The following is a 20253-nucleotide window of genomic DNA, read 5'->3' on the forward strand; positions in this document are numbered from 1 at the left end:
TTATGTATATATCTTACATGTTTAAAAATAAATTTTTAACATTTATATTGTTTCTTGCTATTACATTCTCTGCTTCATTAATTGGCGGTTTAGCTACTGTTACTTTTAAAGAGCCATGGTACTCATTACTAAATAAACCATCATTTAATCCACCGGATTGGATATTCGGACCTGTTTGGACGACCTTGTATACATTGATGACAGTTGCAATATGGCTTTACTGGCACACAAAAAATAGAGATATGAATACTGTTTATATTTATTTTATCCATTTAGTATTCAATACAACTTGGAGTGTAGTTTTTTTTGTTTTTAACAATATGGTTCTAGCACTTTTGGTATTAATCATACTAATAGCATTGATAATCAATCTTATTTTAAGATTTAAACGCGTCAAGATGTTGAGTGCCTACCTAATGATTCCATATTTACTTTGGTGTAGCTTTGCACTAATTCTGAATACAAGCTTAATTATGTTAAATTAGATATGGATGATGTTGTAGTAATTGGTGGTGGAATTATAGGGGCGGCGACTGCTTATTTTTTATCCAAAGAAGGTAGAAAAGTAAAAGTTATTGAAAGAGACCCTACTTATAAAACAGCTTCATTCCCATTATCTCTAGGTGGTTTTAGAAGACAATTTTTCCAAAAAGAAAATATTTTATTAGGAAAATTTGCAAGAGAATTTATTTTCCAAATACCAGAATTATTAAAAACAGAAAAAAATCCCAACCCAACAGCTAGCATGGTAACCAATGGATATCTTTTAATGTTTGGTCCTGAACATGCTGAAGAACAATATAGAGCATTAGAAAATCATAAAGAATGTGATGCAGGAACAAAAAATATTAAAGGATCAGAATTATCCAAGGTTTTCCCTTATGTGAATAGTGAAGGAATAGAGACAGCAACTTACACGGATAATCAAAGTGAAGGATGGATTGATCCATTTATGTTTCATAGCGCTCTTAAAGGTAAAGCAATAGAGCTTGGAGCAGAATTTATTAAAGGTGAAGTAAAAAGTATTTCAGAAATAAATGCTAAAACAATTGTTTCTGCTGCTGGTTGTTGGACAAAAGAATTGTTAGAAGATATTCCTGTTGTTCCTCAAAAGCATACCGTGTTTAGAGTAAAATGCCCAACATATATAAAAGAGATGCCACTAAGTGGAGACTTAACAACGGGTGTTTATTGGAGACCTGAAGGAGGGGAATATTTAGCAGGATCACCTATTTCTGTATTTGATGCAGATGATTTGGAACCAGCTTGGAATGATTTTGAGGAATTAGTTTGGCCAGCTCTTGCTAAGAGAATACCTGCCTTTGAAGAATTAAAGTTAACTGGTGGATGGGCAGGTTACTACGATTGTAATAGACTAGATAATAATGCAGTTGTAGGCAAACATCCAAAATATGACAATGTATACATGGCATCTGGATTTACAGGTCGAGGACTAATGCAAGCCCCAGGAATTGGTAGAGCTTTAGCTGAATTAATTACAACAGGATCATACCAAACAATTGATATAAGTGATTTTGCAGTCGAAAGAGTTCTTGGGAAAAGTGCTAGACCAGAACCTTATGTCTTGTAATTATTTACAATATATATCAGCCCAAAAAAATTTATCCTTTTTAATTTCTTTTTTAATTAAATTTATTATTGTTTTATAATCACTCCAATCAGAAAAAAATTTCTTTTGTTCCCCTATAGAAAAAGTAAAACTATTATATGAAAGTTTCTTTAAATGTTTTAAACATTTAATTGCATCAGAAAAAAATTCTGAAGTAATTTCAAATGAGATGATACCACTTTTTTTGCTTAAACCTTTTAATACATTCAATTCATAGCCTTCCACATCTATTTTAATATATTGGGGATCTCCAAATTTTTTTATCAAAGCATCTAATGTAGTAATTTGAATTTGAGTTTTTTCACTCCAGGTTAAATTAGAGAATCTGCCAGATTTCCAATGTTTTGCAAAAGTTGATACAGTTGGCATTTGTTTATTTATCGATAATATTTTCTTCGTATTTTTAGAGCCTAAACCTTTTGGAATAATTTTTACAATAGAATTTTTTGAATACAATCTTTTTAGAGTCTTTACGCAAATCGGGAGCGGCTCAACCATAATAGTTCTAATTTTTTTTTCGATAAAAGGTTTCGATTTTTCCCCTAAGTGAGCACCAATATCAAAATATAAGTCTCCTTTGTTCATAAGTTTTATAATTTCATGACTCTTACTTCTTTTGAACTTTTTGAAAAATTTAAACATTATAAAATTTGAATATTATGTTCCGCAAAATGTTTGATAATCTTTATTATCTGATGGAGATTGATAATTCATAATATTATCTTGATTATTAAAAGGTTTTTTTAAAATTACCAATAATTTGTTTATTAATTCCAAATTATTATTATTTGCGGCATCTAAAGCTTCTTCAACTTTGTGATTTCTTGGAATTACAATAGGGTTATTTTTTCTCATAAGTGAAATTGATTTTTCTTTTGATCCTTTATTTATTAAAATTCTATTCTCCCATTTTTTTACCCAATTTATAAAATTTAAATTTTTATATTTATTATCACCAGTATTAATATTCATTAAATAACAAAATGTATTTGTGTAATCAGCTTTATTTATTTCCATCCAATTTAATAATTCATTTATCAATTTTAGATCATTTTGATTTTCTCCAAATAAACCAAGCTTATCTCTCATCATATTTAACCATTTAGTTTCATAAATATTTTGAAAATTATCTATAGTTTCCGTTGCAATTTTAACTGCTGTATCTTCATTTTTGTGTATTAATGGAATTAAACATTCAGCTAATCTTGCTAAGTTCCACTTTGTAATTGGTGGTTGGTTAGAAAAAGAATATCTACCAAATTTATCGATTGAGCTAAATACAGTTTTTGGATCATAATGATCCATAAATGCACAAGGACCGTAATCAATGGTTTCACCTGAAATTGCCATGTTATCAGTATTCATAACCCCATGAATAAATCCAACTCGCATCCAATTGATTACTAGCTGGCATTGCTTTTCCATAACAAGATTTAACAAATCTAATGCTTTTGAATTTGATGCTTTAATTTCTGGATAATGTCTGTTTATAGTGTAGTCGACTAAAGTATTTAAATTTTTAATGTTTTGAGTTGCAGCAATATATTGAAACGTTCCAACTCGAAGATGACTTGATGCTACTCTTGTCAATATAGCTCCATGTAATAGATTTTCTCTGACAACTTTTTCTCCTGTTTTGACTACAGCAAGGCTTCTAGTAGTTGGAATATTTAATGAATGCATTGCTTCACTGATAATATATTCTCTAAGCATAGGTCCAAGTGCAGCTCTCCCATCACCACCTCTAGAAAAAGAAGTTCTTCCTGAACCTTTAAACTGAATGTCAAAACGGTTGTCATTGTTTACTAAATGCTCACCTAATAAGACTGCTCTACCATCTCCTAACATTGTAAAGTGTCCAAATTGATGACCTGCATATGCTTGTGCAATAGTATTAGTTTCTTCTGGTATGGAGTTTCCAGAAAATATTTCTGCTAATTTTTTTTTGTCTGTTTTTGAAAAATCTAAATTTAAAGTAGATGCTAGTTCCTCATTTAAAATTACTAATTCAGGATCATGAACAGGAGTTGGTTTAATATTTTCTTTAAAAGTGTTTGATAATTTTGAATAAGTATTATCAAAATGCCAACCAATGGTCATTTTAATTAACTAACTTCAGCTTGATTTTCTTTTGGTTTAACTTCTGTTTTAAATTGATTAGAAATTTTTTGTACTTCAACAGAAGATACTTTGTATTCTGCACACATTGTTTCTTCATCTTTACCATGACCTGTAACCATATTAACCATATGTTCTGGGAAATGGAACGTAGTAAACACAATTCCTTCTTTAACTTTATCTGTAACTTCAACTTTAAGCGCAACCTCACCTCTACCTGAATAAAGTCTTCCGATATCACCAGTATTTAGATCTCTATGAGCTGCATCTTTAGGATGAATTAATAAAACATCTTCATCAACAATATTTATATTTTTTGTTCTTCTGGTCATTGTTGCAGCGTTGTAATGTTGTAAAACCCTACTTGTTGTTAAAATCAAAGGATAGTCTTTTTGATTAGCTTCTATTTCTGATGATTCTTTCCAATCAAAGTTTTTTAGTCGGCCTTTACCTAATTTAAATGTTTCTGTATGTAAAATTTTTGTATCAGTTCCATCTTCTTGAACTGGCCATTGTAATCCAAATTTTCCAAGTCTCTCTCTAGTAACACCCTTAAAGAAAGGAACGATATCAGCAATTTCTGCTAGAACTTGATCTGCATCATAAGTTGGCTGATCAAATCCTAATTTCTGCATCATCTCAGTTACAATTAATCCATCAGGTTTAGTGCCTGGTAGAGGAGGTACAGCTCTGTTCACTCTTTGAATTCTTCTCTCAGTGTTAGTAAAAGTTCCATCTTTTTCTAAGAACGTTGTACCTGGCAGAACAACAGTTGCTAATTTTGCTGTTTCACTCATAAATATTTCTTGAACAACTAAAAGTTCTAAAGAATTCATAGCTTCAATTACATGAGCACTATTAGGATCTGTTTGAACAATATCTTCTCCAATGATCCATAAACCTTTTAATTCCTTGTTTATTGCAGCTTCAAACATTTGAGGAATTTTTAATCCGGGTTTAGTTGGGTGAGTTACTCCATATTTTTCTGTATAGAATTCTTGATGCTTTTCATCAGCCACAGGAAAATATCCAGCACCTTGGTGTGGTTGACATCCCATATCTGCTGCACCTTGAACATTGTTTTGACCTCTTAAAGGATTAACTCCGACACCTTTTCGTCCAATGTTTCCAGTAATCATTGCTAGATCTGCAATTAACATTACAGTTTTAGATCCCTGTTCATGTTCAGTAACTCCTAAACCATGGAACTCCATTGAATTTCTTGCAGTAGCATATGCAATTGCTGCTTCTTTAACTAATTGTTTATCTACACCAGCTACTTTTGCTAAATGATCAACATCTTGTCTTTCAATTTCTTTTAAGAAATTATCAAAACCTTCAGTTCTATCTCTAACAAAATCTGCATTATAAAGTTTTGATTTAATAATAAAGTGCAACATCATATTTAGAACTGCAACGTTAGTTCCTGGTCTTAGTTTAATATGATAATCAGCAAGTTTTGCAAGTTCAGTTGTAACTGGATCAAGTACAATTAATTTTTTACCTTTCATAACTTGCTGTTTTATTTTTGCACCTGTTACAGGATGAGCATTTGTTGGATTAGCTCCAATTACCAAAAATAAATCTGCATGATAAATATCTTCTGTAGAGTTAGTTGCTGCCCCAGTCCCAAAAGTTTGTTGCATTCCCCAAGCTGTTGGAGAATGACAAATTCTTGCACAACAATCTACACTGTTAGTTCCCACAGCCGCTCTAATCATTTTTTGAAAAACATAATTTTCTTCATTCGTACATCTCGCAGAAGAAATTCCAGCAAAGGCATCTGGACCATTATCTTTTGTAATTCTATTCATTTCTTTTTTAATAAAATCATAAGCTTCATCCCAAGAAGCTTCTTCAAACTTTCCATTTCTTTTAATCAAAGGTGTTTTTAATCTGTCTGGATGATCATAAAAACTAAATGCATATCTTCCTTTAATACATGTATGACCAGCATTTACCTCTGTTTGTTTTGGAGTATCTATTGCAACAACTTTATCATCTTTTATTGATGCTTCTAAATTACATCCAACACCACAGTATGAACAAGTTGTTCTAACTTTTTTATCTACAGCTGCAGATTTAGATTGAAAAACATCTGAAATAGCATCTGTTGGACATGTATGCGCACATGCTCCACAAGATACACATGAACTATCTCCAAACATCATATCATTATCAGTTGTTATTCTAGATTCAAAACCTCTTCCGCTCATTGTTAGTACAAATGAACCTTGAATTTCATCACAAGCTCTGACACATCTTCCACAATTAATACAGTTGTCTAAGTTCATTCTCATGTAATCGTGAGAAGTATCTCTTGGTATACCTTTGTGTTGTTTAGGACTGTTGTATCTGTGATCAGCAACTCCTAAATCGTTTGCTACTGTTTGTAATTCACAATTATTATTTACCTCACAAGTATCACATTCCATTGGATGGTCTGTTAAAACTAATTCAACAATATTTTTTCTTAGACTTGTTAAAGCTTCATTTGAAGTAAAGATATGTTGGTTTTCAGCAACTGGAGTATGACAAGATGCGACCACTCTTGTTGGACCATCTTTTTCTAAAGCAACTTCTACAGAGCAAACTCTGCAAGCTCCATAAGGAGCTAGGTTTGGATCATCACATAAAGTAGGTACTTTTTTTTCACCTACATAGCTTTTTACAAATTTTAAAATAGATGTGTGTTTAGGACCAATTTCGTATGGTTTTCCATCAATATAAGCAATTTTTCTTTTTTCTGAGCTCATTAATTATCTTTCACCATATCATTTTTCATTTCATCACCAAAGTATTTTAGGATGTTCTGAATTGGAGTTGGGATTGCTCCACAAAGAGCACATAAACATCCTTTTTGCATGGTAACCAACAATTCTTCTAGTAATTTCAAAGGAATTTTAGCTGTTTTCTTTTTAGCTTGATCAAACATCTCCTTACCTCTGTAAGATCCAAGTCTTCCTGGGAAACATTTCCCGCACGATTCTTCAGCTGAGAATTCAAACAAATGATGAATGTATTCAGCCATTGGAAAATCTTTTGGAATACTAACTACACTTGCGTGACCTAACATAAAACCTTTTGATGTGAACTCTTGAAAATCTAAATTTAAATTTTCTATTTCACTTAAAGGAACAACCCCACCTAATGGTCCTCCTATTTGGAAAGCTTTAACAGGTTCTTTGTATCCACCACCAATTTCATTAAATATTTTTTTCATTGGTGTACCCATATCAATTTCATAAACACCTGGGTTGTTAAAGAAACTATCCAAACAAACTAATTTTGTTCCAGCTGATTTTTTATTTCCAACTGAAGAAAATTTTTCTGATCCATTTAATAAAATTCCAGTTGCAGCAGCCAATGTTTCAACATTATTAACCACAGTTGGTTTTTTATATAACCCTTCGGTAACAGGGAAGGGAGGTCTAACATCAACCTCTGCTCTTCTTCCTTCAATAGAAGCTATCAAAGCTGTTTCTTCTCCACAAATATAAGCACCTTGTCCTATACAAATTCCAAGATCAAAAGAAAAATCGGTTCCTAAAATATTTTCACCTAGTAAATTTAATTTTTTAAGTTCATTGATGCAGCCATTAATTGCTTCAATAGATTTAGGATATTCACCTCTAATGTATAAAACTCCTTCATTACTTCCTATCACATAACCACAAATTACCATTCCAAAAATAACTTTTAAAGGTTGATCCTCTAATAAGTATCTGTCTGAGAAAGCACCAGAGTCACCCTCATCTGCATTACAGATAACATATTTTTTATCTCCTTTTGCTTTACTACAGAAATCCCATTTCATTCCTGTTGGAAAACCTGCACCACCTCTTCCTGTTAAATTTGAATCTAATAATGATTTTACTATTTCTTTTTTATCTATTTTTAAAAATTTACTTAATTGCTCTTTGAATTGATCTGTTGATGATAACTTGTCATCCATTAAAAAACTTGTTGTAGCATAACTCTTAGAGAAAAACTTATCTTGTTTAATTTCTTCACCATTTAAAATTTGATCTATTTTTTCAATATCTTTACCAGCATAATTTTCTCCATCATAATGGAAAGCATGGTTTTCATAACAATGACCTAAGCAGAACATTTCTCCAACTTTGTCATCACCTAGTTTTTCTTTTAATTTATCTTTTAATTTATCTTGAGTACCTGCGCACATGCATGCACTACCATTGCAAACGAACGCTTTTTTTTCTCTATGAGAAGGTCTTAAAAATTCATAAAAGGATTCTGCACCATGGAGAGTTGAAACGCCTAGGTTATGTTTTTTTGCAATTTCTTTAATATCTTGTGGATTATCACTTAAAGTATTTTCTGAGATTTGCTTAAATAGGTTGTCTTTTAAGCCTATTCTGCCTGATAAATTACTTATATTTTTTGACACAAATACCCTTTTATTAATTTAGCCCACAATAACTTTTTTGTTATTTGTGTAAATATTAAAACTGTCCCTCTTTACGAAACCAACAAGGGTAATGTCAAATTTATTCGCTAAATCGATGGCAAGACTAGTTGGCGCACCAACGCCTATCATTATACCTATATCCGTCATTAAGACCTTTTGAACCAATTCAAAATTTAGTCTACCTGAGCATGTTATAAATTGGTTTTTCGGATCAATTTGATTGTTCTTTAATGCACAACCAATAAGTTTATCAAGAGCATTATGTCTTCCTACATCCTCTCTGACGGCAACTAATTCTCCATTACTATTAAAAAGACCACTTGCATGAATTCCACCTGTTTTACTGAATTCTGATTGGCCTTCTCTCAATGTATCTGGCGATTTAACAATTACCTCTTTTTTGATTTTGGGTTCTGATGAATTTGTTTTATTCTTTTTAACTATTTCTAGTGCATCAAGAGAAGATTTTCCACATACACCACATGAGGAATTAGTTAAAAAGTCTCTTTTTATTTTTGCAATATTTATATTTTTAGAATTATTTAAAGTTGCTAATATTTTATTTTGAATATTGTATTGACCAACTTTATCTCCATAACTATCTATTGAGTCAATATCACTAATATTTGTTATGATTTGTTCATTATATAAAAATCCTCTTACAAGATCCTCATCATCACCTGGAGTTCTCATTGTTATAGATAAACTTTGATTGATCCATTTATCAGATTCCTTAAACTTTAATGAAATCTCCAATGGTTCTTCAATTGAAATTAAATCATCTATATTCTCAAACTTATTAGATGAATATTTTAAAACTTTGTATTTAGAATTCATTAAATTATTTTAATGGATAGTTTTTTTTTAATAAATATTTGTTAATTATAATTGCTAATAGCAATATAATTATACAACCAAAAATTATTGGATTAATTAAATAATCATAAGAGGCACTTCCAATAATAACTATAATTGGATTTCCACCAGCAGGTGGATGAACAATATTAAATAAAATCATTAAAAAAACACCTGCTCCAACAGCAGTTGCAATACTGATATAAATAGGAAGTGGAATAAAGTTTACAAAAATAACTCCTACTAAAGCAGTTACCAAATGACCAAAAAAAACATTTTTTGGTTGTGCAAATGGGCTTTCTGGAAAACCAAAAAGTAAAACCATTGAAGAACCGAAAGAGGCTGCAATAAAATATCCGAGTGTACTTTTGTAAGTAAGGACTGTTAGCACACCAATTGTAAATGCAGAAAAAAAACCTGCAATTAATGCTTTTTGCAATAATGGTTTTGTAATTTTAATCATTTATATTTTTAATGCTTTCGCAATAGTTCTTAAAGGTAAAAGCAAACATTCTTTTCTTGAAAGATTTTTTTTATCTAAAATTTCTTTAAAGTCTTTCCAATGTTTTTCCATACCTACTTTTGCGTTCTCAAAAAGTTGCTCACCAACTTTTATAAATTTTTTAACATCATCAACTTTTTTTTCTTTAATTTTTCTGGATAATAGACTGACTGATGCCTGACAATAAACACACGATTTACACTGATAACCCATATCTTTTACAACATCTTCTTTGACAATTAAGCTTATTTCCATCTCATCACCACATAATGGATTTTTGTGTTTTGACTTATGAGTATAGTTTTCAACAACTTTATTATTTTCAGTATGGGCTGCTATTTCTAAAATTCTTAAATCCATTTAATTTCTTTAATTCAACATTGAATGTTTTATATTTTATAGATGGATCATAACAATATTTTAGGCACTGTGCTAGCAGGCGGTAAGTCACAAAGGTTTGGAGAAGATAAATCCCAAGTAAAGTTAGCTGGTAAATTATTAATTGATCACATGTTGACTGAAATTAGTGATGAATTCAAGGAGCTTTTAATAGTATCAAATAATAAAATTAATTTTCATAAATCAGAAAAAATTTCAATAATTGAAGATTATGAAAAAGGTCTTGGTCCGTTAGGAGGAGTTTTTTCAGCAATGAAATGGATAAAAGAAAATCAAAAAGACTACAAATGGATAGCAACTTTCCCTGTTGATACACCTTTTTTTAAGAGACAAATACTAAAAGATTTTATTCAAAATATTAATTTCAATGAAAGCGATTTATTTTTCATTAAGTCAAATAACACACGACACAATATATTTGGCTTATGGTCGATTAATTTATTAGATAAGTTAGAGAAGGATCTAAAAAATGGAGAAAGAAAAGTAGAGTTGTGGGCTAATAATACTGGGGTAAAAATAATTAATATGGAGTTTTCAAATAATGATCCTTTCTTTAATATAAATACAAAAGAAGATTTAAAAAAAGCTGAAGAAATACTCAAAAATGATTAGTTACGAAAAATCAAAGACAATTTTAAAAAAAGCCAAAATTAAAATTAAAGATGAGTCTATAAAGAGTGTAAATTCTCTAAATAGAGTAGTTTCTACCAATATTTATTCTAACATAAATTATCCAACAGGGAATAATGCTGCATTTGATGGGTACGCAATTAATTCAAAAGATACTAATGGATTAAGAAAAAAATTGCCAAAAAAATTTAAAATTATTGGTTCAATAGCGGCAGGAATGAAACCATTTAATAAAAAGATAAAAAAATTTGATACTGCCGAAATAATGACTGGAGGAATTATACCAAAGGGTTTTGATACAATTATTCCTATAGAACAAATAATTTTTGCGCCTAATAAAAAATATATTTTAATTGACCAAAAAATAAAAAAATTTAATCACGTTAGGTTTGTAGGTTCGGATTATAAAAAGGGGGAGGTTATAATAAAAAAAAATACAATTGTTCAACCAAACCATATTTTAGCTTTTAAAAGTTTAGGCATTAAAAATATTAAAGTAAAAAAAAGAATTAATATATTATTTTTTTCAACAGGAAACGAAATATCAGACAAAGATAATATTCCAAATTGGATGGTAAGAAATTCCAACACACACTATATAAAAAACTTAAATCAAAATTTTTTATTTAATTTTAAAAGCGGCAGTATATTAAGAGATAATCATCAAAATATTTTTAAACAAAAAATAAATAAATTAATTAAATCTAAAGATGATATTATTATTACGTCAGGTGCTGTTTCCGCAGGTAAATTTGATTTTATACCAGATGTTGTTAAAAAATTTAAGTTATCAAACTACTTTAAAAGTGCTGCAATAAGGCCTGGAAAACCAATAATGTTTGCAAAAATCAAAGGAAAAGAAAAGGCAATATTTGGACTCCCTGGAAATCCCATTTCCTCTGCTGCATGTTTTAGATTTTTTGTAATTCCATATATTTTAAATGCTTTAGGATTAGCTGAAGAAAAATCAATCAAAGCTATTTTGACGAATGGATTTGATAAAAAAAAGAATTTCACAAGATTTGTAAAGAGCAAGTTAAGCACAACTAAAAATGGAAAAATAAATGTTGAAATTTTAAAAGGTCAAGAGTCTTTTAGAATTAAATCATTTGTAAAATCAAATATTTGGGTTTTGTTACCAGCGGGTAAATCAAAATTTAAAAAAGGAGAGATCGTTGATTGTTTTTTCCCCAACCTTTCAAATCAAAATTTAGTTTAGAAACGTATTTTTGTTGTAGAAAATTCTATTTACAATTAGATTTCTCATTATGTTAGAGTTAAGAAATCCAAGAATAGCCATTCCCGTCGTGCTTTTTGCTGGTCTGCTGTGGTCGTTTGGTCCATTAGTGGTTCGATACATGGATAATCCGCAATTGGCACCTTGGCAGTACATTTTTGGCAGAGGTTTAACAATTTTCATCCTATTAAATCTTTATTTATTTTTCGAGGAAGGAAAAAATTTTTACAAAAACTATTATAAAATAGGTTTATCTGGAGTAATCGGTGGATCTGGGTTGGGGATCGCTATGATTACATTTATTTATTCAATTACAAATACTAGTGCCGCAGTTACTTTGCTTTGTTTAGCAGCAATGCCCTTTTTTACAGCATTATTGGCATTTTTATTTTTAAGAGAAAAAATTTCTCTCAATGTTTGGATATCAATAATAATTGCATCAGTTGGTATCATTATTATGGCACTTGGAAACACAGGTGAAAAATCATTAATTGGTTTTGTATTTGGTTTAGCCTCCTCAATTGGTTTCTCAGTTTTTTCTGTAACGCTTAGATGGAGAAAAGAAACGCCAAAATTCACAACGGTAGCTTTTGCAGGTTTCTTTTGTTTTGTATTTGCAACAATTATGATTTTATCAAAAGACTTGGTTTTCTTTTCATCTAGCTACAACGGAGCTTTGTTTTCTTTACATGGAACACTAGTCTGTTTTGGTTTAATTTTATATTCAATTGGATCTAAAGCGATACCAGCAGCAGAACTGACTTTATTATCTTTAACTGAAGTTGTAGGTGGAATTTTTTGGGTTTGGTTGCCATTATTTGGTATTAATGAAGTACCATCCACAAATACTATAATCGGTGGTTTTTTTCTTTTTGTATCTATATTTTATTACAGTTTAATAATGAGATGGAACAAAAGATATATAGCATTAAATTAATATGGAACGACCAGATTTTTTTGAACTTAAAAACGGTGAAAAAGTAAAATTACCATTTACTGATAAAGAATATAACGATCGAGCAAGTAAACTTAGATCAGTGATGGACCAAAACGGTCTTGATATGGTTATCTTAACATCCATGCATAACATTGCATATTACACAGGTTTTATTTATTGCTCTTTTGGTAGACCATACGGATGTGTGATCACTCAAAATAAAATCTCAACAATTTCAGCTAATATTGATGCAAGTCAACCATGGCGTAGATCTCATTGTGATAACGTTATTTATACTGATTGGAAAAGAGATAATTTTTTAAGAGCCATTGTTTCAATTATTGGAAGAGATGAACCTCCAAAAAATATTGGAATAGAAAATGATCATGTCACTTTAGATATGCGAGAAAAAATAGGATCTATTTTTACTTTCTCTGTGTTTAGTGATGTTTCAAAAGATCTAATGAAGCTTAGAATGATTAAATCGAACGAAGAAATTGAAATCATTAGAAATGGTGCAAGAATTGCAGATATTGGTGGTGAAGAAATAGTTAAAAATATAAGAGAAGATAATACTGAGATCGAAGTAGCAATAGCAGCAAGAGATAGAATGGAAAGAGAGATTGTTAAAAGTTATCCAGGTGCAGAGTACATGGATACTTGGGTATGGTTTCAATCGGGCATCAATACAGATGGAGCTCACAATCCAAAGACTAATAGAAAATTGGTTAAAGGAGATATTTTATCTTTAAATACTTTTCCAATGATCTCAGGATACTACACTGCACTAGAACGAACTTTATTTTTAGATCATGCTGATGATGCTTCACTTAAAGCTTGGGAAGCAAATGTTAAAGTTCATAAACGTGGATTAGAATTGATTAAACCAGGTGTTAAATGTTCAGACATTTGTCATGAGCTAAATGAATTATTTGCTGAGCTTGGTTATCTTCAGTACCGAACTTTTGGCTACGGTCATTCATTTGGTATGCTTTCACACTTTTATGGAAGAGAAGCAGGTTTAGAATTAAGAGAAGATATTGATACTGTTCTTGAGGAAAATATGGTCGTGTCGATGGAGCCAATGATAATGATACCAGAGGGTAATCCTGGCGCAGGTGGATATAGAGAACACGATATTTTGGTGATTGGTAAAGATGGAGCAGAGAATATTACAAAATTTCCTTTTGGTCCTGAGCATAATATTATAAAAAACTAATCTTTATGAGCGAGAATAAAACTATTGTTAATAGTTGGAACGAGTGGGATCCGTTAAAACATGTCATTGTTGGAAGAGCGGATGGCACTTGTATTCCAGCACCAGAGCCAGCATTAGACGCTAAAGTTCCTGAAGATAGTGATATGCGGGGTCAGTTTGGTCCAAGAACTAAAGACACTGTAGATAAAGCAAATGAATTATTAGATAACTTTTCAAATATGCTTCAAAAAAGAGGTATTAAAGTTGATCGACCAACACCAATTGATTTTAATCAAAAAACTTCCACACCTGACTGGGAAGCAGAAACCATGTTTGGCTGCATGCCTCCAAGAGATGTTTTGTTGACAGTAGGAAACGAAATTTTAGAAGCTACAATGAGTTATCGTTGTCGTTGGTTTGAATATTTATGTTACCGACCACTTTTAAAAGATTATTACAATCAAGATCCTAACATGAGACACGAGTCTGCTCCAAAACCAAGATTAACGGATGCAGATTACAGAAAAGATTATTTGTCAGATAAAATTGGTGTTCAAAAAAGATTAGAGTGGACTGAGAAAAAATATTTTGTAACTACTGAGGAAGAACCATTGTTTGATGCAGCAGATGTATTGAGATTTGGAAAAGATTTAGTTGTTCAACATGGATTTACAACAAATTTAAAAGGAATTGATTGGCTTAAAAGACATTATAAAGATCATAGAGTTCATGCAGTAAATTTTCCAGGTGATCCTTATCCAATTCATATTGATGCAACTTTTACCCCAATAAAAGAGGGTTTAATTATCAATAACCCACAAAGAAGACTTCCTAAGGAACAAAGAAAATTATTTGAAGACAATGGTTGGGAAATCTTAGACAGTGCGCAACCAGCACATAACGAACCACCACCATTATGTTATTCATCAACTTGGCTATCAATGAATGTTTTAGTTTTAGATCCTAAAACTGTATGTGTGGAAAAAAGTGAAAAATACCAAGCTGAACAATTAGATAAATTAGGAATGGAAGTTATACCAGTAGAGCTTAGAGATGCTTACGCTTTTGGTGGAGGTTTACATTGTTGTACTGCAGACGTTTACCGAGAGGGTGAACTTAAAGATTACTTTCCAAAACAATAATTATGGCAAAAATTAAAATAAAAAGAGAGCGAGTTAAATTCGCTTCTGATAATGTTGCTGGTGCTTGTCCCGAGGTATTAGATGCAATTTTGAAAGCCAATGAAGGAGATAGTACTCCTTATGGTAATGATCCGATATCAACAGAATTACAAGACAAATTTTCAGAAATATTTGAAAAAGAAGTAATTGTTTTTCCTACTGCCTCAGGTACTGCAGCTAATGCTTTAGCATTATCTACAATGACACCTTCTTATGGAAATATTTATTGTCATAAGATGTCCCACATAAATACAGATGAATGTGGTGCACCTGAATTTTATACAGGAGGGGGAAAGTTAGTTACTTTAAATGGAGTGATGGGAAAAATAACATCAGAGGAGTTGGATCAATCGATAGGTGGAAAAGGGATTGTTCATCATACACAACCTTCATCAGTCAGTATCACTCAAGTGTGTGAAACAGGTGAAGTTTATCAATTAGATGAAATAAAAAAAATTGGAGAAATCACCCATAAACATAATTTAAATTTACATATGGATGGAGCCAGATTTGCTAACGCATTGGTATCTTTAGATGTAAGTCCTGCTGAAATGACATGGAAATCTGGGGTTGATGTATTGTCATTTGGAGCAACTAAAAATGGATGTCTAGCAGCTGAAGCAATTATATTTTTTAAGAAAGAATTAGTTGGAGACATTGCTTTTTTAATGAAAAGAGCGGGGCACTTATTATCAAAAATGCGTTTTGTTTCTGCACAACTCGATGCCTATATTTCAAATGATGTTTGGTTGAGAAACGCAAAGCACGCTAATGCAATGGGTAAAAAATTAAGCGATGGTTTAAGCAAGCACAATGATATTGAAATTGCTTATCCTACAGAAGCAAACGAAGTATTTGCAAAATTTCCAAGAGAAAAAATAGAATATCTAAATTCTGAAGGTTATAAAATGAATGAAGAAGAATTAGATGGTAAAGCGGTCAGATTAGTTGCTGCTTGGAATACTAAAGATAGTGATGTCGATGAATTGTTAAATACAATTAAAGTTAACTAGGATTTTCTTTTAAAAACTCAATATACTTTATTACTTCATCAAATTTTTCATCAGGAATATCCTTGTAACTTACATTGAATTTACTTTTCACACAAATCGCAACATGAGCATAGGGGTTTCTTCCTTTAGGGTGATTTGGATGATCAGGTAATTGCCCCACCAAATAATCGCCAGCTTCCTGAATAATTTTCCACAGTTTACTTGCGTTTTCTTTGTTCACACACTCACTTTTCTTGTTTTATCTCTTTTGTATCTAGTTTGTATCTAGTTATCCTATAAAATCCTATAAATTGTAACCAGTATCAATAGAGATTTTTTAATTATTTAAATGTAGTCATCTTCAAATATTCTTCTAAGTTATTCTTAATCCATTTGAGACGCTTATCTTTATTTGCCTGCAAATCCGAACGTCTCAATATTCCAACTAATCCATGAACAGATGCCCAAATATTGACTGCTTTTATCATAACATCTTTATCAGATGCATTGGGCATAAAATTTTTAACTCCTTGAATTACTCCATCAAAAGCTTCATCAAATAGAGCTTCTATATCGGGATAAAGAGATATATCTAAATCCGTATTCCCAAACATTAAATCGTAAATATATGGATACTTTAATCCAAATCTTATGTAATGAGCTCCGTAACCAGAAAAATTATTGGTTAAATTTTTCTTGCCCTTATTTATTATTTCAAAACCTCTTCGAACCAACTCTGCTTTAAGATCATTTTTGTTTTTTAAATGTCTATAAAAAGCAGTATTTGAAACTCTAGCTTTCTTAGCAACTTCTCGCATATTAACTTTTTCCCAAGACTCAGCGACACAAATATTCCATGCAACCTCAACGAGTTTTTCTTTTAGATTTTTTTTGTGATAGCTCATATCAAATTAATGTTTACAAAGTAAACATTTTCCTATAGTAATCATGTTATCTTAGTAAACATAATAACAGGATTTTAAATATAATGAAAGAAGGTTGGATCATGAAGAAAAATTTGTATCTTAGCGCCGTTTGGTTGATCATAACACTTTTGGCAACTGGCTTAGTCCTGTATTTCTTGCGAAATTTCCTACCCAATGATCTTGAATCTTGGTTCTCCTATAGTGGACTGATTGCGATGATTGGCTGGGTGATCTTGATTTTTGGGCCACGACGTTGGCCGTTATTATCGATCTTGCCGGCGTATGTTTTCCCAGCAGTTCTATCGTTGGGTTACGTGATTTTGATACTGCGCCACTTCGGTCCCGCTGAAGGTGGTTACAATACACTAGCGGATGTAGCGAAATTATTATCCAACGATCATATTTTGCTAGCAGGTTGGGTGCACTATTTGGCGTTCGACCTTTTCATTGGTGCATGGATTTCACGGCAATCAGATGATGCTGGTATTTCACGAGTAGTTCAGGCTCCGATCCTAGCCTCAACTTTCATGTTTGGCCCACTTGGGTTGCTCCTGTTCCTGATGTTATGGAAGGCCCGTAAACTGATACTAGATATCCCTCAATCGATAACAAAAGGAGCTGGACAATGACGACACTGACACTATCACCAAAGGTTTCTGTGACTTCCCGTGTGGAGGATTTGCTCTGGCAGGGTGGTTTAATTATCATCGCGTTCTTGCCAGTCACGTTCCTGGTTTCACTTTATGATCCACGTCAGCTGAACGAAATAAATATTTGGTCGAAACCAATGAAGTTCTATGCGTCGGTTGGACTGCACATGATAACCATCGCCTTCATTGCACGTTTTATTGATTACGATGTTCGGAGAAAATTTTCGGTTTATGTCCTGGGCTGGGTCCTGACATTCACTGCGATTTTTGAGTTGGCCTACCTTACTATGCAGGCTGCACGCGGACGTCACTCGCACTGGAACTTCGAGACCACGTTCGAATCCTTGATGTACGCTGCAATGGGCATTGGAGCTGTCATATTGATTCTGATTCCTGTAGTAATCGGTCTGCTGGTTTACCGCTACCCTGTTCGTGAGATGCGTCAGGGTCTACGACTTGGTATTTTGTTAGGCATGATCCTCGGATTTTTCACAACTTTAATTGTCGCCGGTTATATGTCGCAAACATACGGCCACTGGGTCGGTGGAGTCAAAAGTGATGCCGATGGCCTGCCAATCGTCGGTTGGGTGCGTAGTGGTGGTGACCTACGTGTGCCTCACTTCTTCGCGACGCACTTGATGCAGATCATCCCTGTGATTGGATTTATCGCTGATCGTTTCTTCCAAAGACCAAGACTTATTGTTGTCATCGCATCTACTATAGGTGTAGGTATGGTCGCTTTCACATTCTTGCAGGCTTTAAGAGGTCAACCATTCATCTGATCAGCAATTTGCTTTAAAAATAGTTATTTGATTTATCTTTTTTGTATCTAGTTTGTAATGTAGTTTTTTTATTAAATAGATGAGTCTTTAAGCGATTTACTTAATGTAAATTTTTGATTATCCGCATAAGTACTGTAGTTTGATGTAGCTTAATGTGGAATAATGTGTCCCTCTATTCCCCCAAATAATCGCCAGCTTCCTGAATAATTTTCCAGAGTTTACTTGCGTTTTCTTTGTTCACACTACTTCAAAACCTGATTTATCTAAATCTGCTATAGTCTGTGATATAGTTATCCTATAAAATCCTATCTTCATCTCATTTTATTTTTACTAGTTTTTTTGCACTTAAACATGCCTCGCATTTCACTATTTTCATCAGGATTTACAGCTAACTCAATTAAACTATTATTTTTTTTTCTAACTTTAAATTTTATGATTTGATTATTTTTTCCATAAGTAAATAATTTAGTTACAAAATCTCCCTTTTTAGTAATATCTATATATAAGCCATCAAATCTCCACTTTTCATCAGGATTATCATTAACTATTTTTGATAATTTTTCCTCCCTTAAGAATTTTTTTTTTCCATTTCCAATAGAAGACCAAAAAAAATAAATTTTTTCTTTATCTAAACCCACATAGCGAATTCCATCCCAATAAACTCTTTCTATATTACCAACAAATTTAGTACCCTTGCCGCTACATGCGTAGTAAAATTTATTGGAAAATAAACTAGCTTTAGAGGAATTGATGAACAGTACTAAAAACAAAAATATAGCAAGTATTTTTTTCAATTACTTTTTTTTTGATTTTTTTTTAAAAAAAGACATCACTATTAAAATAATTCCAACTACAAACCCAATTTCACTTAATAAAGTAAAATTGCCTATACCACCAAAAAGAGCCATTGTTAATGTATTGCCTGTCTGAAGCATGATATTCAGTGGATACATTATTGATATTACAAGAATAAAAATACCAATTGTTCTCAAGCTAAATGATTTCATAAATTTATTTTAACATAAACAATAAGTTTCTTCATTATTTAATTACAATAAGTATAAACGGTAGTTTCTTCTAAAAGCTATTTGATTTATCTCAACTTGCTATAGTCTGTGATATAGTTTTTTGTTTAAATTGATGAGTTTTTAGGCGTATTATTTTCAATTAAATTTTAATTATCCGCCTAACTAGTGTGAAGTAGTGTGAGGTCGTGTGGGGTAGGGTGTACCACTAGCACCCCAAATAATCGCCAGCTTCCTGAATAATTTTCCAGAGTTTACTTGCGTTTTCTTTGTTCATACAGTCTAGTTTTATCTAAAAAATAAACTTTTTCTAATATCTATTATTTCTCTGATCTGTTTGTCTTTAATAGCATTCCAAGAAACGAATAAAGTACATAATTGATATAAGGCAAATATTTCATTTTTTTGATTTTGAGATAAATCACTATCTGCTTCAACATAGTTTTCAAAATAAGAAATATTATTTCTCGCACAGTTTAAATAATATTTACAAGCGTCTGTTACTGTACCAGTTGACCACCAGTTCGAGTCTCTGAAAAGATTAGATATTTCTTGGTAGAAAGAACTTGTTTCAGAAATAGCCAAATCCTTTTGAACATTTTCTGAAAATTGATCTAATTCAAATTGAATTAAAGCCAATACCTTTTTTTCACTACTTCTCTTCACAAGCAGCTCAATGACATTTTTATATGACATTGTTTGGATTTTATTCCAATTATCAAAAAAATCGTTTGGTGCTTTATTAATATCTACCATGCT

22 protein-coding genes are annotated in these 20253 nt (G+C 31.6%); 10 read left to right on the plus strand and 12 right to left on the minus strand.

Annotated elements, in window-relative coordinates:
• Positions 1 to 2: 2 nt before the first annotated feature.
• Both AMN81_RS00210 and AMN81_RS00215 read left to right on the plus strand, forming a co-directional pair.
• Positions 3 to 485 carry a TspO/MBR family protein gene (locus AMN81_RS00210; protein WP_256998198.1) on the plus strand — a complete coding sequence of 161 codons (483 nt, stop codon included), beginning with the start codon at positions 3 to 5 and terminating at the stop codon, positions 483 to 485.
• A 2-nt stretch (positions 486 to 487) separates the two neighbouring features.
• Positions 488 to 1591, plus strand: a complete 1104-nt coding sequence (locus AMN81_RS00215; RefSeq protein WP_072090150.1) for an NAD(P)/FAD-dependent oxidoreductase — start codon at positions 488 to 490, stop codon at positions 1589 to 1591.
• On the opposite strand, the gene AMN81_RS00220 is transcribed toward AMN81_RS00215, so the two are convergent.
• From AMN81_RS00220 to AMN81_RS00250, 7 genes are all read right to left on the minus strand, one after another.
• Entirely contained in the window at positions 1592 to 2215 is a 624-nt protein-coding gene (locus AMN81_RS00220; RefSeq protein ID WP_179850552.1) for an FkbM family methyltransferase, read from the minus strand.
• Between the two features lie 72 nt (positions 2216 to 2287).
• On the minus strand, positions 2288 to 3730 hold the full coding sequence (locus AMN81_RS00225) for a protein adenylyltransferase SelO (RefSeq protein WP_072090152.1): 1443 nt from the start codon (positions 3728 to 3730) through the stop codon (positions 2288 to 2290).
• 5 nt (positions 3731 to 3735) lie between these two features.
• Positions 3736 to 6504 carry a formate dehydrogenase subunit alpha gene (fdhF, locus tag AMN81_RS00230; protein ID WP_072090153.1) on the minus strand — a complete coding sequence of 923 codons (2769 nt, stop codon included), beginning with the start codon at positions 6502 to 6504 and terminating at the stop codon, positions 3736 to 3738.
• A complete protein-coding gene (locus AMN81_RS00235; RefSeq protein ID WP_072090154.1) occupies positions 6504 to 8159 on the minus strand; it encodes an NADH-ubiquinone oxidoreductase-F iron-sulfur binding region domain-containing protein in 1656 nt (551 codons plus the stop codon). Before AMN81_RS00235 ends, fdhF begins: the two co-directional genes overlap by 1 nt.
• Positions 8160 to 8177: 18 nt before the next feature.
• A complete protein-coding gene (gene fdhD, locus AMN81_RS00240; RefSeq protein WP_072090155.1) occupies positions 8178 to 9017 on the minus strand; it encodes a formate dehydrogenase accessory sulfurtransferase FdhD in 840 nt (279 codons plus the stop codon).
• Between the two features lie 4 nt (positions 9018 to 9021).
• A complete protein-coding gene (locus AMN81_RS00245; protein ID WP_072090156.1) occupies positions 9022 to 9498 on the minus strand; it encodes an HPP family protein in 477 nt (158 codons plus the stop codon).
• Positions 9499 to 9897, minus strand: a complete 399-nt coding sequence (locus tag AMN81_RS00250; protein WP_072090157.1) for an iron-sulfur cluster assembly scaffold protein — start codon at positions 9895 to 9897, stop codon at positions 9499 to 9501. It abuts the gene before it with no gap.
• A gap of 42 nt (positions 9898 to 9939) precedes the next feature.
• Here AMN81_RS00250 and mobA point away from each other — a divergent pair, with 42 nt between their 5' ends.
• From mobA to AMN81_RS00280, 6 genes are read left to right on the plus strand one after another with little or no spacing between them, the layout of a single operon-like run.
• Positions 9940 to 10548 (plus strand): molybdenum cofactor guanylyltransferase, encoded by a 609-nt coding sequence (gene mobA / locus AMN81_RS00255; protein WP_072090158.1) that lies wholly within the window; start codon positions 9940 to 9942, stop codon positions 10546 to 10548.
• Entirely contained in the window at positions 10541 to 11785 is a 1245-nt protein-coding gene (locus tag AMN81_RS00260; RefSeq protein WP_072090159.1) for a molybdopterin molybdotransferase MoeA, read from the plus strand. Before mobA ends, AMN81_RS00260 begins: the two co-directional genes overlap by 8 nt.
• Positions 11786 to 11834: 49 nt before the next feature.
• A complete protein-coding gene (locus AMN81_RS00265) occupies positions 11835 to 12740 on the plus strand; it encodes a DMT family transporter (RefSeq protein WP_072090160.1) in 906 nt (301 codons plus the stop codon).
• Position 12741: 1 nt separating this feature from the next.
• Complete coding sequence (locus tag AMN81_RS00270; RefSeq protein ID WP_072090161.1) at positions 12742 to 13959, plus strand: aminopeptidase P family protein; 1218 nt, start codon at positions 12742 to 12744, stop codon at positions 13957 to 13959.
• A gap of 5 nt (positions 13960 to 13964) precedes the next feature.
• Positions 13965 to 15080: a serine/threonine protein kinase gene (locus tag AMN81_RS00275; protein WP_072090162.1), complete on the plus strand. Its 1116-nt coding sequence runs from the start codon at positions 13965 to 13967 to the stop codon at positions 15078 to 15080.
• Positions 15081 to 15082: 2 nt separating this feature from the next.
• Complete coding sequence (locus tag AMN81_RS00280) at positions 15083 to 16132, plus strand: threonine aldolase family protein (protein WP_072090163.1); 1050 nt, start codon at positions 15083 to 15085, stop codon at positions 16130 to 16132.
• On the opposite strand, the gene AMN81_RS00285 is transcribed toward AMN81_RS00280, so the two are convergent.
• Together AMN81_RS00285 and AMN81_RS00290 are read right to left on the minus strand one after the other, a co-directional pair.
• On the minus strand, positions 16125 to 16352 hold the full coding sequence (locus AMN81_RS00285) for a hypothetical protein (RefSeq protein ID WP_072090164.1): 228 nt from the start codon (positions 16350 to 16352) through the stop codon (positions 16125 to 16127). The genes AMN81_RS00280 and AMN81_RS00285 overlap by 8 nt on opposite strands.
• Before the next feature lie 100 nt (positions 16353 to 16452).
• Positions 16453 to 17016: a TetR/AcrR family transcriptional regulator gene (locus AMN81_RS00290; protein WP_072090165.1), complete on the minus strand. Its 564-nt coding sequence runs from the start codon at positions 17014 to 17016 to the stop codon at positions 16453 to 16455.
• Positions 17017 to 17099: 83 nt separating this feature from the next.
• On the opposite strand from AMN81_RS00290, the gene AMN81_RS00295 reads away from it, so the two are divergent.
• Together AMN81_RS00295 and AMN81_RS00300 are read left to right on the plus strand one after the other, a co-directional pair.
• Positions 17100 to 17666, plus strand: coding sequence for an ABA4-like family protein (locus AMN81_RS00295; RefSeq protein WP_218836524.1), 567 nt, complete (start codon positions 17100 to 17102; stop codon positions 17664 to 17666).
• A complete protein-coding gene (locus AMN81_RS00300) occupies positions 17663 to 18469 on the plus strand; it encodes a hypothetical protein (protein WP_072090166.1) in 807 nt (268 codons plus the stop codon). Before AMN81_RS00295 ends, AMN81_RS00300 begins: the two co-directional genes overlap by 4 nt.
• Before the next feature lie 311 nt (positions 18470 to 18780).
• On the opposite strand, the gene AMN81_RS00305 is transcribed toward AMN81_RS00300, so the two are convergent.
• The 3 genes from AMN81_RS00305 to AMN81_RS00315 all read right to left on the minus strand — a co-directional run bounded on the left by AMN81_RS00305 (position 18781) and on the right by AMN81_RS00315 (position 20250).
• Positions 18781 to 19263: a hypothetical protein gene (locus AMN81_RS00305; protein WP_072090167.1), complete on the minus strand. Its 483-nt coding sequence runs from the start codon at positions 19261 to 19263 to the stop codon at positions 18781 to 18783.
• A complete protein-coding gene (locus AMN81_RS00310; protein WP_072090168.1) occupies positions 19264 to 19476 on the minus strand; it encodes a hypothetical protein in 213 nt (70 codons plus the stop codon).
• A 306-nt stretch (positions 19477 to 19782) separates the two neighbouring features.
• Positions 19783 to 20250: a hypothetical protein gene (locus AMN81_RS00315; protein WP_072090169.1), complete on the minus strand. Its 468-nt coding sequence runs from the start codon at positions 20248 to 20250 to the stop codon at positions 19783 to 19785.
• Between the last annotated feature and the right edge of the window lie 3 nt (positions 20251 to 20253).

The organism is Candidatus Pelagibacter communis, assembly GCF_001179845.1.
Taxonomy (GTDB): Bacteria; Pseudomonadota; Alphaproteobacteria; order Pelagibacterales; family Pelagibacteraceae; genus Pelagibacter; species Pelagibacter ubique_Q.

Bases quoted from the DNA above. Each gene is read 5' to 3' on its own strand.
- AMN81_RS00210 (WP_256998198.1), top strand. From the start codon at position 3: ATGTATATATCTTACATGTTTAAAAATAAATTTTTAACATTTATATTG.
- AMN81_RS00295 (WP_218836524.1), top strand. From the start codon at position 17,100: ATGAAAGAAGGTTGGATCATGAAGAAAAATTTGTATCTTAGCGCCGTT.
- AMN81_RS00225 (WP_072090152.1), bottom strand. From the start codon at position 3,730: ATGACCATTGGTTGGCATTTTGATAATACTTATTCAAAATTATCAAAC.
- AMN81_RS00300 (WP_072090166.1), top strand. From the start codon at position 17,663: ATGACGACACTGACACTATCACCAAAGGTTTCTGTGACTTCCCGTGTG.
- AMN81_RS00220 (WP_179850552.1), bottom strand. From the start codon at position 2,215: ATGAACAAAGGAGACTTATATTTTGATATTGGTGCTCACTTAGGGGAA.
- AMN81_RS00315 (WP_072090169.1), bottom strand. From the start codon at position 20,250: ATGGTAGATATTAATAAAGCACCAAACGATTTTTTTGATAATTGGAAT.
- AMN81_RS00290 (WP_072090165.1), bottom strand. From the start codon at position 17,016: ATGAGCTATCACAAAAAAAATCTAAAAGAAAAACTCGTTGAGGTTGCA.
- AMN81_RS00280 (WP_072090163.1), top strand. From the start codon at position 15,083: ATGGCAAAAATTAAAATAAAAAGAGAGCGAGTTAAATTCGCTTCTGAT.
- AMN81_RS00215 (WP_072090150.1), top strand. From the start codon at position 488: ATGGATGATGTTGTAGTAATTGGTGGTGGAATTATAGGGGCGGCGACT.
- fdhF (WP_072090153.1), bottom strand. From the start codon at position 6,504: ATGAGCTCAGAAAAAAGAAAAATTGCTTATATTGATGGAAAACCATAC.
- AMN81_RS00265 (WP_072090160.1), top strand. From the start codon at position 11,835: ATGTTAGAGTTAAGAAATCCAAGAATAGCCATTCCCGTCGTGCTTTTT.
- AMN81_RS00245 (WP_072090156.1), bottom strand. From the start codon at position 9,498: ATGATTAAAATTACAAAACCATTATTGCAAAAAGCATTAATTGCAGGT.
- mobA (WP_072090158.1), top strand. From the start codon at position 9,940: ATGGATCATAACAATATTTTAGGCACTGTGCTAGCAGGCGGTAAGTCA.
- AMN81_RS00260 (WP_072090159.1), top strand. From the start codon at position 10,541: ATGATTAGTTACGAAAAATCAAAGACAATTTTAAAAAAAGCCAAAATT.
- AMN81_RS00310 (WP_072090168.1), bottom strand. From the start codon at position 19,476: ATGAAATCATTTAGCTTGAGAACAATTGGTATTTTTATTCTTGTAATA.
- AMN81_RS00275 (WP_072090162.1), top strand. From the start codon at position 13,965: ATGAGCGAGAATAAAACTATTGTTAATAGTTGGAACGAGTGGGATCCG.
- AMN81_RS00250 (WP_072090157.1), bottom strand. From the start codon at position 9,897: ATGGATTTAAGAATTTTAGAAATAGCAGCCCATACTGAAAATAATAAA.
- fdhD (WP_072090155.1), bottom strand. From the start codon at position 9,017: ATGAATTCTAAATACAAAGTTTTAAAATATTCATCTAATAAGTTTGAG.
- AMN81_RS00270 (WP_072090161.1), top strand. From the start codon at position 12,742: ATGGAACGACCAGATTTTTTTGAACTTAAAAACGGTGAAAAAGTAAAA.